The 16,319-nt window shown below is 44.6% G+C and carries 11 protein-coding genes and 2 pseudogenes; 2 read left to right on the top strand and 11 right to left on the bottom strand.

The genetic code is table 11. From position 1 onward, the window contains the following. Positions 1-449 precede the first annotated feature (449 nt). Positions 450-1,721: an IS110 family RNA-guided transposase gene (locus DFP97_RS06910; RefSeq protein ID WP_114379230.1), complete on the top strand. Its 1,272-nt coding sequence runs from the start codon at positions 450-452 to the stop codon at positions 1,719-1,721. Positions 1,722-2,283: 562 nt separating this feature from the next. Next, positions 2,284-2,527: pseudogene (locus DFP97_RS06905) on the top strand (superoxide dismutase); the annotation flags it as partial. 200 nt (positions 2,528-2,727) lie between these two features. Here the strand turns inward: DFP97_RS06905 and DFP97_RS06900 are convergent. The 11 genes and pseudogenes from DFP97_RS06900 to DFP97_RS06850 form a co-directional block, all read right to left on the bottom strand. Beyond that, positions 2,728-3,558 (bottom strand): carbohydrate ABC transporter permease, encoded by an 831-nt coding sequence (locus tag DFP97_RS06900; RefSeq protein WP_114379229.1) that lies wholly within the window; start codon positions 3,556-3,558, stop codon positions 2,728-2,730. A gap of 17 nt (positions 3,559-3,575) precedes the next feature. Beyond that, on the bottom strand, positions 3,576-4,469 hold the full coding sequence (locus DFP97_RS06895) for a carbohydrate ABC transporter permease (protein ID WP_114379228.1): 894 nt from the start codon (positions 4,467-4,469) through the stop codon (positions 3,576-3,578). A 147-nt stretch (positions 4,470-4,616) separates the two neighbouring features. Further along, the gene (locus DFP97_RS06890; protein ID WP_114379227.1) at positions 4,617-5,930 is read right to left on the bottom strand and encodes an ABC transporter substrate-binding protein; all 1,314 of its coding nucleotides are present in this window, start codon (positions 5,928-5,930) and stop codon (positions 4,617-4,619) included. A 69-nt stretch (positions 5,931-5,999) separates the two neighbouring features. Beyond that, positions 6,000-8,126 carry an amylo-alpha-1,6-glucosidase gene (locus tag DFP97_RS06885; protein WP_342773253.1) on the bottom strand — a complete coding sequence of 709 codons (2,127 nt, stop codon included), beginning with the start codon at positions 8,124-8,126 and terminating at the stop codon, positions 6,000-6,002. Positions 8,127-8,203: 77 nt separating this feature from the next. Then, complete coding sequence (locus tag DFP97_RS06880; RefSeq protein WP_114379226.1) at positions 8,204-9,214, bottom strand: LacI family DNA-binding transcriptional regulator; 1,011 nt, start codon at positions 9,212-9,214, stop codon at positions 8,204-8,206. 651 nt (positions 9,215-9,865) lie between these two features. Beyond that, positions 9,866-10,078, bottom strand: coding sequence for an alpha/beta-type small acid-soluble spore protein (locus tag DFP97_RS06875; protein WP_114379225.1), 213 nt, complete (start codon positions 10,076-10,078; stop codon positions 9,866-9,868). Between the two features lie 384 nt (positions 10,079-10,462). Continuing rightward, a pseudogene (locus tag DFP97_RS06870) lies at positions 10,463-10,748 on the bottom strand (cyclase family protein); the annotation flags it as partial. A gap of 50 nt (positions 10,749-10,798) precedes the next feature. After that, positions 10,799-12,541 carry an ABC transporter ATP-binding protein gene (locus DFP97_RS06865; RefSeq protein ID WP_114379224.1) on the bottom strand — a complete coding sequence of 581 codons (1,743 nt, stop codon included), beginning with the start codon at positions 12,539-12,541 and terminating at the stop codon, positions 10,799-10,801. 304 nt (positions 12,542-12,845) lie between these two features. Next, complete coding sequence (locus tag DFP97_RS32225; RefSeq protein ID WP_181873382.1) at positions 12,846-13,103, bottom strand: recombinase family protein; 258 nt, start codon at positions 13,101-13,103, stop codon at positions 12,846-12,848. A gap of 460 nt (positions 13,104-13,563) precedes the next feature. Beyond that, positions 13,564-14,691, bottom strand: coding sequence for an NADH:flavin oxidoreductase (locus DFP97_RS06855; RefSeq protein WP_114379222.1), 1,128 nt, complete (start codon positions 14,689-14,691; stop codon positions 13,564-13,566). Between the two features lie 343 nt (positions 14,692-15,034). Beyond that, positions 15,035-16,222: a DHH family phosphoesterase gene (locus tag DFP97_RS06850; RefSeq protein ID WP_114379221.1), complete on the bottom strand. Its 1,188-nt coding sequence runs from the start codon at positions 16,220-16,222 to the stop codon at positions 15,035-15,037. Positions 16,223-16,319: the final 97 nt, after the last annotated feature.

Here is a 16,319-nt window from a genome sequence, read left to right as displayed (position 1 = left end):
GATCTCAAAAATAAAAAATCCATACTGACCTTCTTCAGGAATGAGCTTATTTTCGTTTACAGGTTCAGCGGCAAATACACTATTCATTAGTAAACAAAAAGCAAGCATAAACAGTAAAACAACACAGATACGTTTTCTCATTTCAGCGCCAGCCCCTCTATTTATCCTAAATATACCATCCATTTATTAATTCGTTGGAAATATGAATTATAAAGGGATGGTAACGCTGAGGTAGATGAAACAGTTAAATGCATGGCTCCACTATACCGCTCATTAACATAACGAAGGGCCGCCTATTGGCAGCCCTTATGATTGAACTATCGTACTCCGTTAGCATTCCTGTAGAGCGTTAAATTTCCGCTTTGCAAAAAAACGAGCGCCTCGGTACGATGGAAGTACGCAACGGGTCATAGCCCTAAAAATTCCATCATCCAGGAGGACGCTCTACTATGAAGTTTAAATCGCAAGCGAGACAAAATCAACTCATTGAAAAAATTACCGCTCAACATCTAGTCGTTGGGATCGACATCGCACAGCAAACGCATGTCGCTCGTGCTGTTAATTTCCGAGGAATCGTGGTCGGTAATCCTCTATCCTTCTCAAACGATGAAGAGGGTTTTAACAGCCTTCTTCGGTGGATCCAGTCGCTGCAAAACGCTCACGCTTTTACGGCAGCCATTGTTGGCATGGAGCCTACCGGGCACTACTGGCTTAACCTATCCAGGTGGCTCTCAAATCGTCAGTTTGAAGTTGCTCTCGTCAATCCACATCTCGTGAAAAAGAACAAGGAAAACCGCGACAATACGCCATCCAAGAGTGACAAAAAGGATGCTCTCGTTATCGCAGACATGGTCAAAAACGGCTACTACTCATTCACTCGCAACACACCAGAAGCATTTGAAGAACTACGTGTCTTTCTCTCAAACCGCGACTCTGTCGTAACAAGACTCGTTAGTGCGAAGAACCAAATCCATCGCTGGGTCGACATTGTTTTTCCTGAGTTGCGACAAGTTTTCAAAAACATCATGTGTACCGGTTCATTGGCCACACTTCGTCTTTTCCCAACGCCCGAAGAGTTGGGTAAATTACAGCCTCAAGATATCTTACGAGGCTGGAAATCGCTGATGAAACGGCATTCTGGTGATCGAAAAGCTCGAGCTCTTATCTCATTGGCTTGCAGATCTGTGGGTTCTAAGCGAGCCACACATGCCTATAAGCTTCACTTGAAGCAACTGCTCGATGAGTACGACCTTGCTTGCCTCCAATTGCAAACGGTAGAAACGGAGATTATCGCCGTTTTGGAACGCATTCCATTTGCGGGGTCCATGCTTGCTGTGAAAGGGATTAGTGCGATTTCTTTAGCCGGTATTCTAGGTGAGGCGGGGGATTTAAGCGGCTTTGTGCACGGCAACGCCTTACTGCGTCATGCTGGCCTCAACCTCGCAGAAGCAAGCTCGGGTAAATGGACCGGACAGATGAAGATTAGCAAACGTGGACGCTCTCGTCTCCGACGTTTTATCTTCATGATGACCATGAGTTTAGTCGCAAACAATTCGGAGTTTAAAGCCATGCATGCATACAATGTACAGATAAAGAAGATGAAGAAAATGAGGTCCATAATGAAGTTGTGTGGCAAATTAGCTAGAATCTTAGTTGGAATGGCTCGCAGTGGAGAAGCCTATAACCCTCCTAAAACGTTGCCTATTCAGCTAGCAGCTTAACCGATAATCTACCGTTTCGTTGTACGAGTTTTGGCTTATTCGCAGGATTTCAAAGAAAGCACGGAGTACCGGATAAATTAAACCAAAGGGCGTAGACCCGTACCGTTAGCAATACCGGCCTCCACCCCTTGGACAGGCGTAACGAAGGAATGAGAGGGCATAGACCCGTTGAGACATGGGAGTGAGAACCTCCAGGGGCGGCGTGGAGAAAGCGTGCAGTAAATGGAATTATATGGGGCAGTATATATTCCCCTCTATTCCCGTACGCCTTCATGTTGCCGAAGTCTAACACGGAGTCCCCCTTCTCGTCTTTCACCCCTAACCAACCGGGAGAAATCCTGCGAATAAGCGAGCATTTGTGAGAAAACTAAATCATACCGAGGGAGCTTAATGCCCAAGGGGATTACTTCCCATATGCTCTTGAATCTGTCTGCCTTCATTTCCGGATATGAAGGCCCTTTTTCCGGGCAAATGCGCAACCTATCCAAAGTGTTAGCAGAAGTTAATTTCCTCTTCGAATAATTCAAATAAATTATTTATTACTCCATATGTTTGAAATTCAGCAGGTGCAACTCGCTTCGGTTCCGGCTGGGCTTGGCTTGCAGCAGACAAAGCGGGTAAGCTTAAGGTTTATAGCCTGCCAAACCAAGACAGCCCGATTATGGAAGGCGATACCCCGCTCCTCGGCCTGGATGTATGGGAGCACGCTTACTACCTGAAATATCAAACGTCCTGACTAAATCGCTGCTTTCTGGAACGTCGTTGACTGGAACGCTTTCGACGCTCGTTACGAAGCTGCTAAGTAATCGTTTATAGAAATCAAAACCGCTTTTTCCTATCCTGGAAAGAGCGGTTTTTTTCTACTTATTAAGCGGAGCCATTTTTCGTTTTTAGGAAGATTAATCCGTAATTCCATCGAAAGAATTAAAGTACTCTGTTAGGAGCTTCTTCATCTCTTCTTTGGCTTCGTACTTTGTAAATTCCGAGGCTTCGGTGTTGATTGCAATTATTTACCACCAGTAAAAGTAATCCCTTTGATAAAATACCGATTAAAGTAAATATAAAGAAGCAGAGCAGGAACGGTAAACATCATGGAAGCCGCCATAATTAAATTCGTATAACTGATATATTCTCCCCTGAAAGTGCTGAGTCCGATCGGCAACGTAAACATAGCCTTTTCCGACATGATAATAAGCGGTCCTAGGAAGTTGTTCCAAGCACCCAGGAAAATAAAGACGGCTTGCGCAGCAAGTGCAGGTTTGGCCAACGGTAATACCAAGCGGAAGAATATGCCCCCTCTTCCCATTCCGTCGATAAATGCAGCTTCCTCCATTTCTGTAGGAAAGCTTAGGAAAAATTGTCTCATCATAAAGATGTAAGTGGCGTTCACCATGCCGGGAACAATAATCCCTTGATAGGTATTCAAGAAATCAAGCTCTTTCAAAAGAAGAAAGCTTGGGATAAGCGTAACTTGAAACGGAATCATTAATACCGCCAGGATAACGAAAAACAAGAACTTACTTCCAAAGAACGAAATCCTTGCCAAGGCGTAACCGGCCATGGAATTCAGTAATAAGTTGAGAAGAGTAATGGAAACCGCGATAAAAACACTATTGAAAAACCAACGCGGAAACAAAGGCTCTTGGGTGAAAACTGTTTTATAATTATCTAATGTGAAGTTTTTAGGTATAAAGCTCAAGCCGCCCTGTACGATTTCGGAGAGCGGTTTAAAAGATGTTGTGATTGCCCAGAGGAATGGAATCACTGTAAGCAAAGCATAAAACCCCAATATGATATAGATAACGGCTTTAAACCATTTTTTCGCAGTAGTATTCACTTATTTCACCCCCTGCTTTAATTTTTTTCATCTCCGAATATCTTTCTTTGTACAAGTGTGAAAAGCATGATAACTGCTGCCAACATAAACGCTAGGGCAGACGCATAGCCCAAATCCAAACTCTTAAATGCATATTTGTAAATTAAAAGTACAATGGTCAAGGTGGAGTTGTTCGGTCCCCCTTCCCCTCTGGACACAATATAGGCCTGGTCGAACACCTGGAATGAACCTATGACGCCTAAGACGACTACAAAGAAGGTAACAGGTTTAAGAAGCGGTACCGTTATTCGCCAGAATTTCGTCCATGCGTTTGCCCCGTCAATTTCCGCTGACTCGTAGATGTTTTGGGATATATCTTGCATGGATGCCAGATAAATCACCATAAATCCAGGGGCGGTAGAGTAAATATTCATAAGCATAACTCCAAAAAGCGCAACGGAAGGCTCTGCTAACCAGTTATGAGTCGGAAGATTAAACATCTCTAGAACTTCGTTTAAGAGACCATTATTGTTAAGGATCCAAACAAAAATCAACGTCAATACAGCCGATGAGGTAATTGTCGGTAGAAAATATACCGCCCGAAAGAAGGTCCGCCCTCGGAGCTTAGCATTCAAAGCAGCCGCGAGAATCAAGGCGAGCATCGTTTGAGCCGGGACCACAATAAGCACATATTTCGCAGTATTTTTCAAAGCAATCCATACTTTCGAGTCGTCAAACATCCGTTCAAAATTTTTAAATCCCGCAAAATCGTAGCCGACTCCACCTAACAAGGTAACTTTATGGAGAGATAAAAATACCGCATATACGATCGGCAAAACCACAAAGGTTCCGATAATGATAATGGTTGGCAACATAAAGGAATATCCCGCCAAATCCTCTCTTGTTGAACGTTTACCCAGAATCCCTTTCATAACTTAACCTCCTTCTCGTCTGCCCAATTGGGCTGCGAAGAAGACCATTATTCTATCGATTGATTCTGAACAATTGTCCTCTTCGCATCCCAATTTGATAAATCTACCCGCAGGGATTGAATATCCTGACCCTGCGGGCACTTTTGATTATTTGGAAGCTTCGATCTCTTTGTTCGCAGTCTCTACTGCGGTTTTCATTGCCGCATCCAGCTTCTGATCGCCGAGGAACGCGCTTACAAATTGATTGTTGAAGTTAGTCGAAATAATCGGTTGATTTTTCCCTGCTTGCCAAGGTGTTGCATAAGCAGCACCGGCAACAAGCGCCCCACGGATAGGATCCTTATCAAATCCAAGCTCTACCGCAACGGATTTACGGGACGGAAGCGCGAATCCTTTGCTCGTCCACGTCTTCATCCCTTCTTTGCCTGTTAGGTAAGAGATCAGCTTCCAGGCAGCTTCCTTCTTCTTGGATTCCTTGTTCATGACATAAGCAACTGTGAATGCCATTGTACCTTTCTTTCCGTTAATTGATGGGAGCTCCGCAGTACCCCAATCGAGATCCGGGAAGTTAGACTCTAGATAAGGAATGGCCCAGTTCCCTTCAAATACCATCGCTGCTTTACCCTGCCCGAACATTTCTCCACCCCAGCCTGCTCCTACATCGGAAGGTTGACCGGAGGATTTGTCCACGATTCGTTGATCGATGACCAATTGCAAGCCTTGAATGGCTTCAGCTGTATTAAATACAGCGCTTCCATTCTCATCCACCACTTTACCGCCGAACGCTTGAGTCATAAACAATTGACGTGCGAGCTCAGGTGCAACGCCGAATCCGTAAACGTCATTACCTTTAGTCAGCTTCTTGGCAACCTCACGGAATTCATCCCATGTTGCAGGAGGAGCAGTGATTCCTGCGTCGGCAAACATTTTCTTGTTATAGAACATGGCTAGTGGAGAGAAGTCTTTCGGGAACCCGTATATTTTCCCGTCAGGAGATTTGAATGCATTAAGCAACGGCTCTTCGAAATCTGTGACATCGAAATCATTGCCCACGTAGGAATCTAGGGGCTCTAGAACACCACTTTCAATAATTCCAGGAGCTTCGGAACCGTCCATGTAGAATACGTCCGGCGCCTCGCCTCCAATCAAACGCGTTTTAATTACATCCATGTATTGATCGGCAATAACTTCATGCTTCACTTTGACATCTGGATTTTTAGCCTGGAACTCATCTAATGTTTGTTTGAGGAGTTCTGTTTCCTCCGGACTTGCGCCCCACCCTGCCAGTGTTACTTCTACCGTTTCTTTCGGAGCGTCAGCGGACGGAGACGCGCTTTCGGACGCCGCGCTGGATGCGGATGGAGATTGGCTTGCGTTGTTACCGTTGTTTCCGCCACAAGCTGTTACGGTCAGAGCAAATGCGAGTATTAAAGCGAGAGATAATGACAATCTTTTTTTCATTTTTTCTTTTCCTCCCTTTTGATTATGAATCATATATTTAACAAAACAATGCGGTTAAACATTGTCCTATTAACGCTGGGGAACACCGGTTTCGTTAGTGATCAAACGATAGCCTGTTGTATTACTCTGTAATTCCACTCGAAACACTTTGTTGCAAACCCGGGTTATTGTCATGGCAAGATGACCTTTACCAATCGCTAGCTGGTTCACTGCCAGAGCGTTCATCCCCGAAGGAAGAGAAGGGTCAAGTGAGATCGTCTTAGCTACCGCATCTGGAATAAGGCCGAGCATCACTTGGAGAAAAGCGATTGGCGTCCCGGCTGCCCATGCTTGCGGTGAGCATGAAACAGGATACGGTATCGCGAATCCTCTTACGTTGTCGTAACCGCAGAACAACTCCGGTAATCTTGAATACTCGAAGCATGCCGATGCCTCCATTAACCCCGTTATTACAGTGTTGGCTGCGTCTTTGAATCCAAGAGAGCTCAGACCTAGTAAGCACATGGAGTTGTCATGCGGCCACACACTGCCGCAATGGTAGCTCATTGGGTTGAAGCCTGACGATCCGCTGCTCATCGTGCGAATGCCGTAGCCGCTGAATAGGTCTGAGCTAACGAGTCGATTAGAAACCTTGACAGCTTTCTCTTCATCCAAGATGCCCGACATAAGCAAGTGTCCCGGATTTGATGTAACGGAGCGCACTTGTTTTTTGTCCCTATCCAGTGCAATTGCGAAATATTGTTGATCTTCCATCCAGAACAACTCGTTAAACTTCTTTTTCAACAACTCAGCTTCAAGCTCGATTTGGTTCGCGAGTTGGCTCTTCTCCAGCAACCGAAGAATAGGAGCCAATTTCATTTTAGCCTGATACACATAGCCCTGTACTTCAACTAAAGCTATAGGGGATTGCCCAAGATCTCCATTCTCATGCACTATAGAATCTGCAGAATCCTTCCAGCCTTGATTGAGAATTCCTTTAGGGGATTCCTGGTGATACTCTACGAACCCATCCTTGTCACGATCACCATACTCATTAATCCAATGAAGCGCACTCTCAATATTCGGTAGGAGCTGTTTCACAAGAGCCAAATCTTCTGTCCAGTGGTAATACTCTGTCAACAGAACTAGGAACAATGGGGTTGCGTCTATCGTTCCGTAGTAAGGATTAAAGGGAATCTTATTGGTGTTAGCTAATTCCCCGTAACGCATTTCATGCATGATTTTACCAGGCTGCTCATCCCTCCAATCATCTTCTTTGGTACCTTGAGTAGCTGCCATCGTGAGAAGCGTTCCTCTTGCAATCATCGGATTGGAGGATATCATCTGCAGAGCAGCGATTAAGCTGTCCCTGCCGAATGGAACTGCGAATATGGGGAGCCCAGCTACAGGAAAAGCTCCATAACCGACATCGGTCAATAGCACCCTTAAATCCTGCAAGCCGCGATTGTACAATTTATTGAACGAGTCCATATCAGATTTGACCTGTGTAGTTTGTTGCACCCAGTCTCGGTAGGATTCTTTTAAACACTTAATGGCTTCGTTTTTCGATAGCTTTGCGGGCAGACTCCCATCTAAAGAAGGCGATATTGTAAAAGTGATTTCCTTGCTTGTCGCCGGAAGTAAACTTAAGTTGAAAATGGTTTCTCCTTCACCACCGGCGATTCCACTCTCATCATCCCAGTCAATTGTCGTTTGCCGCAGTACATCGTCCGTGCCGTGGTAACGGAAGCTCAGTCGAGTGTTGCTTTGTTCCGTAGCAAGGTATTCTCCTGCCGTTGTCTCGCTGTAGCCCCTTACGATAAACATGTCGCTAAAATCCGCGGCGAATACCGTAGAAAGCTTGAATTGAATTCGCGTTGGAGAGAAATTGGACAATTTCACGGTTTCGTAAAGAATACCCCCAAAGATAAACCGCTCTCTTTGAATTTCAATTGATTCTCTCCAGAGGAGAAGTTCACCCTCTCGTTCCATGTGCTTATTTGTTAGTAGTATAGTGGCCAGATAGTTTTCTTCTGCTGAAGAAGTGAGTAACAATGGCTTCTCGTCATTTATATACAGCTCCATACGGTTAAGGAAACGTGTATCCTGCATATACAAACCTAGACCCGTTGGGTTTTCACTAGGTATGTCTCCGCTCTTGTCCGTTGTCAAGAAGACGTCATTCTCTTTAATCACCCGATAATCGATCGTTCTCACCCCTTATCCTGCTGACAGCATCGTCAATATAATTACAAAAACGTTTTGGATAAACTGTAAACTTAAAGCCCGCACGGCTAAAAGCGAGTTTTAGCTGTGCTTTGGCGAATAATCAGTTCATTGTTAAGCATAATTTTGTGGTGTACCTGTCTGCCTTCCAGCATATCGATTAACATCTGAGCGGCCTGATATCCCATTCCATACTTATCCTGCCTAACGGTTGTAAGATTAGGCGAGCAATAGGATGCGATTGAGATGTCGTCATACCCGACGACGGAAATATCATCCGGTATTTTTTTACCCAAAAGTTTAAGCGACTGCATGGCTCCTAATGCCATGATATCGCTGGCACAGAACACAGCCGTTACGTCTGGATGCTCGCTTAAGATGCGTCCGGCCGCTTCATTTCCGCCTTCTTCCGAGAAACGCCCATCATAGACCAGTGCGGGGTCATAATCGATTCCAGTCTCCTGCAACGCAAGCCTGTAACCGGATAAGCGTTCGTGACTTACGGCTGCTTCCCCATACCCGTTAATCATGGCGATCCGTCGGTGTCCAAGCCCTTCCAAATGGCGAACGGCATCTCTTGCTCCGCTTAAATTATCGGTCGTGACATGACCGACTCTTTCTCCAGAAAACGGAATATCGATCATCACACATGGAAAAAGCGATTGCGAGACCACTTCTTTTAGATAAGGATCATTCATTCGTAGTCCTTGCAGAATTGCCCCGTCGACATTACGCTCACGGCACAGATCAGTGTACGATTTCTTCATCTGTTTGTTCGGATTAGTGCTGAATAGAATAATATCGTAGTTTAGTTCGCCCGCTCGGTCGTTAATACCGCAAAGTACCTCAAAAGCAAAAGCGTCCTTGACGTTTGTTCTATTTAGATCGGACATGATGACGCCTATTGTTTTCGTTTTTTTCAGAACAAGGCTTTGGGCCTGAGCATTGGGGCGATAGGATAATTCTTCAGCAAGTTTCTTGATTCGCTTTCTAGTCTTCTCACTGACATCGGAGTAGCCGTTTAAAGCCCGGGATACGGTGGTGATGGATACTCCAGCTGCTTTAGCAAGTTCTTTTATGGTGACGACTGGTCATCCCTACTTTCCAAAACGTTTTTGTAATTTGATTATAACGAGTATTGAAATCGGTTACAAGTACTTTTTTTCGCATTGCAGGTAGGTATACTTCATCTTCTTTTGAGATTGAAATGAATCAACCTTTCACGTCCCCTTTCTCTTTCCTTTTGGCTCATGAACTCTGTGATCCCAATTCAGCTTGAGGGCATGTGTTTGATAATTATTATGCAACAGGAGCAAAATAGTAGCTTACAGCGGCATTTGCGATTTTAACCAACAACTTCTTCTTTAAAGGTCGATGTTCTCCTTCTGTTTAGGCATTCGATGAAGCTTCTAAAATATGGCATTAACTCGGTTTTGTCGACAACAATTTTTTTTGCAACACAAGTTATTTATTAAAAAATCAACTTACAAAGGTGCTCCAAGCTGCTTTTCAGCTACCCACATGCGTTTTCACCAATATAACACTTTAGTCCAATGTGCGTTTTGTTAATTTCATTATTTAAGCAGTTTCTATTTATGATAGCCTCTCTGGACTAAAACCTGAACACAAAAAAAAGGTCCCGAGTGATCTTTCACGGAACCATTTTTTTTCAGATGCTTTGCCGGACCATCCCTTAGCGTACGAAATCTGATTGTTGGGAGGACCCCTATTTAGAATCTTCTTGCTCCTGCGCCAAGTGATTGTTCTGCAATCTGAATCAATGTTCGTGTAATGTTACCACCAATAATCCCTGCATCACGAGTAGTCATATTCCCATTGTAACCATCTGGAGACCATTGAATGCCAAACTGTTGTGCTACCTCATATTTTATTTGGTTAAGTGCTGCTTGTGCCTGTGGAACGACTAAATTATTTCTACTCATGTATGTTCACTCCTTAGCTGGATGTGAAGTTATTTTATTTGCTTTTTATACATCAATTTTTGGAGAAATTTTGAACTTTTTGTTATCCTAAACTGCTTTTGGAACGATGATGAATATGAGCGATAGCGGAGTGGAATCATGGTTCCCCCTGCTTCGTAAAACATGATGGTTGCGAAGAGACAAAGGAACGGGAAGCCATCATGTTTTAGCAATACTCCCGAGGTCTTTTTCTTCCTTGCGAGTCCCGTAAAAAATCCCGATAGAACCCGGATGGCCTATCCGGGATCGCTTGGGATTTAGGGACGGTGAACCGGGGCATTAAGAGCCACCCTTTAATTTTTTTTGGCCAATCTAAAAAAACAGCCCTTAAAAAGGACTGTTCCAGCCATCATGCAAAAACCATTCGAGCGGTTCATCAATCGTTCTGGCCTTCTTCCCTTCCGAAGTCGGCCAGTAATGCCATGGCGCGTCGATATGCGTTCCTGCATGCGTATTGAGGGTTACGGTTTCTGTCGCCCACACCTTGCCTTCAGGAAAATCGTCCTGCTTGAGACCGAGTACGGCTGCTGCTTGCCTGGCCCCGTCTTCATGGCTCGCATAATCAATGCTGGCCGGCAGCGGTTCGCGGATGCGCAGGACTAATCGGCACGCTTAAATCTATAAGCTTCATAAGTGCGTGTACCTCGTTTCTACTCCGTTTTAATGGCATTATATAACGCCTCAACGTTGTAATTCAAACTGCCTGGAATACAGGCGCGCATACACGCCATCTCGTGCAAGTAACGTTTCGTGCGTTCCTTGTTCCGCAATACCGTCCTCCGTTAAGACGATAATCCTCCCGGCATTGCGGATAGTAGACAGACGATGGGCAATAACGATGGTTGTACGCCCTTTTGCGAGTGATTCTAAAGACTCCTTAACCATGCTCTCGCTTTCATTATCCAGTGCGCTTGTTGCTTCATCGAGAATGAGAACCGGCGGATTCTTTAAAAATACGCGGGCAATACTAAGACGCTGCTTTTGACCCCCGGATAGTTTAACGCCTCGCTGTCCGATCTCAGAGTAGTAGCCGTTAGACAGGCTCATGATAAAATGGTGGGCATTGGCGTGCTTGGCTGCCGCAATAATTTCTTCATCGGTTGCTTTGGGATTCCCGTAGCGGATATTATCCATCACGGTTCCCGCAAAAAGGTAAACCTCCTGCTGTACAATACCAATGCTATTCCGGAGCGAATGCAGTTCAATATCACGAACGTCGACCCCATCCAGCATCACTTCGCCGGCTGTCACATCGTAAAACCGCGGGATAAGCGAACATAATGTTGTTTTCCCGGCACCGGACGGCCCCACTAACGCGACGTACTCTCCCGTTCGTATATGAAGCGACAGGTTTGCCAAGACATGGACCAAATCGTCTTCGTAACGGAAAGACACTTGTTTGAATTCAATTTCACCCTGCACCTCGACCAAGGTCAGCGCATTCGGTTTGTTTTCAATGGCGGGCTTCAGATTCATGATTTCGATAAACCGCTGGAAGCCGGTAATCCCTTCTTGAAGCTGCATGCTCATATGTGCCAACCTTTGAATGGGTTCAATCATGAAGCCGATATACAGTAAAAAAGTGAGCAAATCCGCTAAATCTAACGTTTGGTTGACGATATGGGCACTGCCAAGGATGATTACCGTGATCGTAATCAGTTGGATGATCGATTCAAAGCTATTGTAAAAGAGCGCTTCCGCCTTGTACGTTTTCTTCCGGCTGTCGAGGAACCGGCCATTCTCCCGATTAAACTTCCCGATCTCGATCTTTTCGTTGGCAAACGATTGTACGACGCGGATTCCCGAAAGACTGTCCTCTACCTGAACGTTTACATCCCCGATCCGCTCTTTGTTCCTTCTTAATGCCCGGTTCAACAGCTTATTGAAATACATAGCGAAAACAGCTAAGACCGGTAAAAAACAAAATACGGCAATCGTCAAGGGAGCGTTGATATGATACAAAATAATAAATGCTCCAATAAAACGGACGAGATATTTCATGTAATCTTCCGGCCCATGATGGTACAGCTCAGAAAGCAGCAGCAGGTCGTTTGTGATTCGGGACATCAGCTGACCCGTCTTTTCCTTATCGTAAAAGCTGAAGGAAAGCTTCTGCATATGCGCGAACAGCTCGCTTCTCATATCACTTTCCATGCGCGCGCCGATTTCATGACCTTTGTAATCCACAACATAGTTTCCGATATTCTGAATCGCAGCCAGAACGAGCATCAGTCCGCCAATCCTATACACTTCCTTAAGCGCAGCGGACAAGTCGCCTTCCAGAACATCCTTCGTAATATAACGAACGAGCAGCGGAAACACCAAAGTCACGGACGATACGATAAAAGCGCAGGTCAATATGAAAAGAAACAACGTTAAATACGGTTTGTAATAAGAGAAAAACTTGTTTATTGGAAAACGCATGATTTACCCCTTTAGGTGTTATTTTTGAACATAACAAGGGGGTCCACCTATTTAATTAAATTAGTGTTCCACCCTCATAAGCTTGTTTGGGTTGAAACGTTTTGTTTTTCATGCAGATTGCCTCCTTTTGTTAATACCGCTTGATAAGCTTTATTTTACATAAGCCGCCGCATCAATAATTGGTAAAGAACAGTTATGATTAAACATTACTGCTCGGTAGTTACTTTTTATTTCAACAAAAACAAGAGATCCCCTCGCTGGTTCTTTGATATAGTATCAGAGTATATACAGGTAATACTATACATTACCTGACATTGAGAACTTGATATAGCTTTGCTTTAGAGACTCCGGTCTGCTCGGTTATTTCTTTTATGGTATATTTCCGACTATCATACAGAAGCAACGCCATTTCAACCTCCTTTTCTACCTCGAGCCCGAGCGGCTTGTAAGCCGGTGTGCTAGTATCTACTCCCAGAGAGATGATCTGCAGACTGATTCCTCTTTCTTTAAGATCATGAGAGAGCTCGATTAACTGATTTGTCGTCCGGCCAAGTCGATCCAATTTCCTAAAATAAGACAGTGCTTAATGTTGGATCGGCTATGGTTACATGTTCTTGTCCTAATACGGCTAAGGATATATGTTCTTGTCCCCCGACAATTCCCGCTCTCCAATTATAAGAGAAAATCCTCGGGCTTTTATGCAGGTAAATAAGTTTTTTCTTTAAACAATAAAAAATCACTCCGAGATTCTACTGAGTGATTTTATGTATTATGATATCATGATTATGTCATTTGCAGTAATGAGAATACTTATTTCCTTTTCATTAACTTTCCTGCCAGTTACTTCAACGAACATCAAAAAGAAGCTGCCCACGCGGCAGCTATTCCTGGATAATCCGTCTAACAACTGCCTCTAATCTTGTTTCTAATTCAGTTTAGGTCGTCAAACAAAAAAACGGGCTCTCCCACTAACTCGGAGTGCCCGATCATAAAAACATAATAAGGTTAGAATTACAGCAGAATCAAGATAGCGAACGCAGCGCTTCAGGGGTGAAAGGCTTCAGCTCGTCAAGTCGGCCATCGCGGACTTTGGCCGCCCATGCCGGATCAACCAGCAGCGCACGGCCGACTGCAACCAGATCGAACTCTCGATTGCTAAGCTTGTCGGCCAAGGTATCCACGTTCGCCGTACCTGCGTTTTCCCCTCTAAACGAGGATAGAAACTCATTATCCAGACCTATGGAGCCCACAGTGATTGTAGGTTTGCCGGTTAATTTTTTAACCCAGCCTGCGAAATTCAGATCGGAACCGGCGAACTCCGGTTCCCAGAAGCGGCGGGTCGAGCAGTGAAATACATCAACACCTGCTTCTACAAGCGGCGCAAGAAATTTGGCCAGTTCATCCGGATTGGCTGCCAATTTAGCATCGTAATCACTTGATTTCCATTGCGATATCCGCAGTAGAATAGGGAAATCGGATCCTACGGCGCGACGGCAAGCCGCAATAATTTCAGCCGCAAAACGGGTTCTTTTCACAAGGTCTCCGCCATAGCTGTCAGTGCGCCGGTTCGTTCTCTCCCAGAAAAACTGATCGATCAAATAGCCGTGGGCGCCATGAAGCTCAATCCCGTCAAAGCCGATCCGTTTGGCATCCGCCGCCGCTTGTGCGTAAGCGGCAACAACGGAATCGATCCTTTCCTGGCTCATCGGCACATTAACTTTTTCCCCGGTCGCGAGATCCAAGCCTGAAGGTCCGATCGGCAGCTCCTCCGGGTTCGGAACGGCTCCTACCTTACGGTCTGTGCCGATATGCCATAGCTGCGGCATAATCAGCCCGCCGGCTTCATGTACTTCCGCGACGACGCGAGCCCAACCCTTCAGCGCTTCCTCCCCATGGAAATTCGGAATATTCGGATTATTGGTGGCAGCCGGATCGTTGATTAGGGTACCCTCCGTAATAATAAGCCCTACACCGTTCTCAGCACGGCGACGGTAATAAGCGGCCACATCAGCACCCGGCACTCCTCCGGGAGAGAAGGCTCTCGTCATTGGAGCCATGACGACCCGGTTCTTTAGGTTCAAAGTTCCAAGCTTGGAGGACTCGAATAAAGGTCCTAGCTTGGAGGCAGGTTGGATTTTTTGATTATTCATTTTAGCATTACCTCCATTATGAATAAATTCTGGTTTCATAAGTCTCGCCACTTAAACTGTCATATGAATGATTACAGTTATTGAATTTACTATATCATACTTTTTCCAGAAGCACTACTTTTTACTTACTTTTTTCTGCAAATAAACTGACATCAGCCTCTTCTACTGCAGCTGCGGTTTTTGCGCAGGTGTCGAAGGAAAACAAAGTATCAGACTGACCTTGCCGATTTGCGTATAACTTAAGTATCAGGCTGCGGCAATTAGAGATCTGTTTGAACGACAAATAAAGCTTAGCCAGGCACCCTTCCCAGTCTGACTAAGCTTTTTTAGAGCTAAATATGTTCTATGCCTTCGTTCTACATTCCGCTATATGTTCCATTAGGTATCCGATATAGACTTGGTCTCGGACTAACCAAGCGGCATAATGCCGTTTTGCATATCGTTCCGCATCTTCAAACTTCGAAAAATGTTCATTCAATTCCTCCCCGTCGACATCGATTACCCAACCGTCTCCCGATGGAAAAATGAACAAACTCTGTTCCTTTCTGTTCTCATAAAGCGTTCCATAAACGGAGTTTTTTAAGTTAAACGTATTTTTAAAGGCATCCGCGCGAATTGGTTCCATCGGGAATGTTTCCGCAACGAACGATTGGTACGATTCTTTGGTCATGGAGCATCCAGAAGCCTTGGCATGACCTCCCCCTCCATAAAGACCTGCAATCTCCGAAACGTCAATATGATCATGTATCGTTCGTAAACTTATCTTTTTTCCGCCCATATTCATGATCGCGATGTAATCCAAATGCGGATTTTCTTTTCCTAATTCATTGCCCAGTTCAGAATGGTAAGATTCTGCATGAACGACGCCTACATAACGATCATGAATAATAGTTTGGATTATTTCTCGTTTTTTTCTCCGAACATAACGTTCAATTTTTTCTTCTTCCAGGTCCAATATTTTTTCTTCAAATTCGTCAAACGAAAAATGCTCATTTTTTTGAAGACGCTCCGTCATTTTTTCCTCAAATTCTTCGAGGGATACCAAATAGAAGAGATCATTAAGACGCTTTGCTTGCTGCGAACCATGCTTTTCCCATTCCCAAGTGTCATACTGCCGTACCAACTCGACGAATTCATCCATTCCTTTTGTGGGCGTTAACAATCCGTTCTGAATGAGATACTCATAGAAAAGCGACGTGGCGGAGGCCAGCTTGCCATTCTCATATTCCACTTGAACCGATCCCCAAGGGTATTTGTTGAAATGCAGCGCCGTTTTATGATGATCAATAAGCTTTACTCTTCCGCCAGATTTTACAAATTCGTCGAGACCATGTTCATTCGCTTCATTTACGGATAGATCGGTAATAAACAAAAAATTTTTCTTTCTTGATTTTTCTAAAAACCGTTCGACTTGCAGATTTAAGCCATCAACCGAATTATAACGGATTTCCACTTTGCCGCCAAAAGCACATCTCGCAACTATGCCGCAACCTACTCCGTCCAGATCATTATGAGTATACAAAAGATACAAAATACAGCCCCCTGTTTTGAATAGTTTCCATCCGAATTACAAACGATAAAATACCCAAGATTGAACCATTTTATTCGGGTAATTGTAAACACAATAC

It is taken from the genome of Paenibacillus prosopidis (genome assembly GCF_003337375.1).
In the GTDB taxonomy this organism is placed as follows: domain Bacteria; phylum Bacillota; class Bacilli; order Paenibacillales; family Paenibacillaceae; genus Pristimantibacillus; species Pristimantibacillus prosopidis.
Note: the sequence above shows the minus strand (reverse complement) of the source record. Positions and strands in the feature narration are given on the sequence as shown.

What these genes read in the sequence shown, in the direction of transcription:
- DFP97_RS06910 (WP_114379230.1), top strand. Translation starts at nt 450, where the DNA reads ATGAAGTTTAAATCGCAAGCGAGACAAAATCAACTCATTGAAAAAATT.
- DFP97_RS06855 (WP_114379222.1), bottom strand. Translation starts at nt 14,691, where the DNA reads ATGAATAATCAAAAAATCCAACCTGCCTCCAAGCTAGGACCTTTATTC.
- DFP97_RS06895 (WP_114379228.1), bottom strand. Translation starts at nt 4,469, where the DNA reads ATGAAAGGGATTCTGGGTAAACGTTCAACAAGAGAGGATTTGGCGGGA.
- DFP97_RS06865 (WP_114379224.1), bottom strand. Translation starts at nt 12,541, where the DNA reads ATGCGTTTTCCAATAAACAAGTTTTTCTCTTATTACAAACCGTATTTA.
- DFP97_RS06890 (WP_114379227.1), bottom strand. Translation starts at nt 5,930, where the DNA reads ATGAAAAAAAGATTGTCATTATCTCTCGCTTTAATACTCGCATTTGCT.
- DFP97_RS06875 (WP_114379225.1), bottom strand. Translation starts at nt 10,078, where the DNA reads ATGAGTAGAAATAATTTAGTCGTTCCACAGGCACAAGCAGCACTTAAC.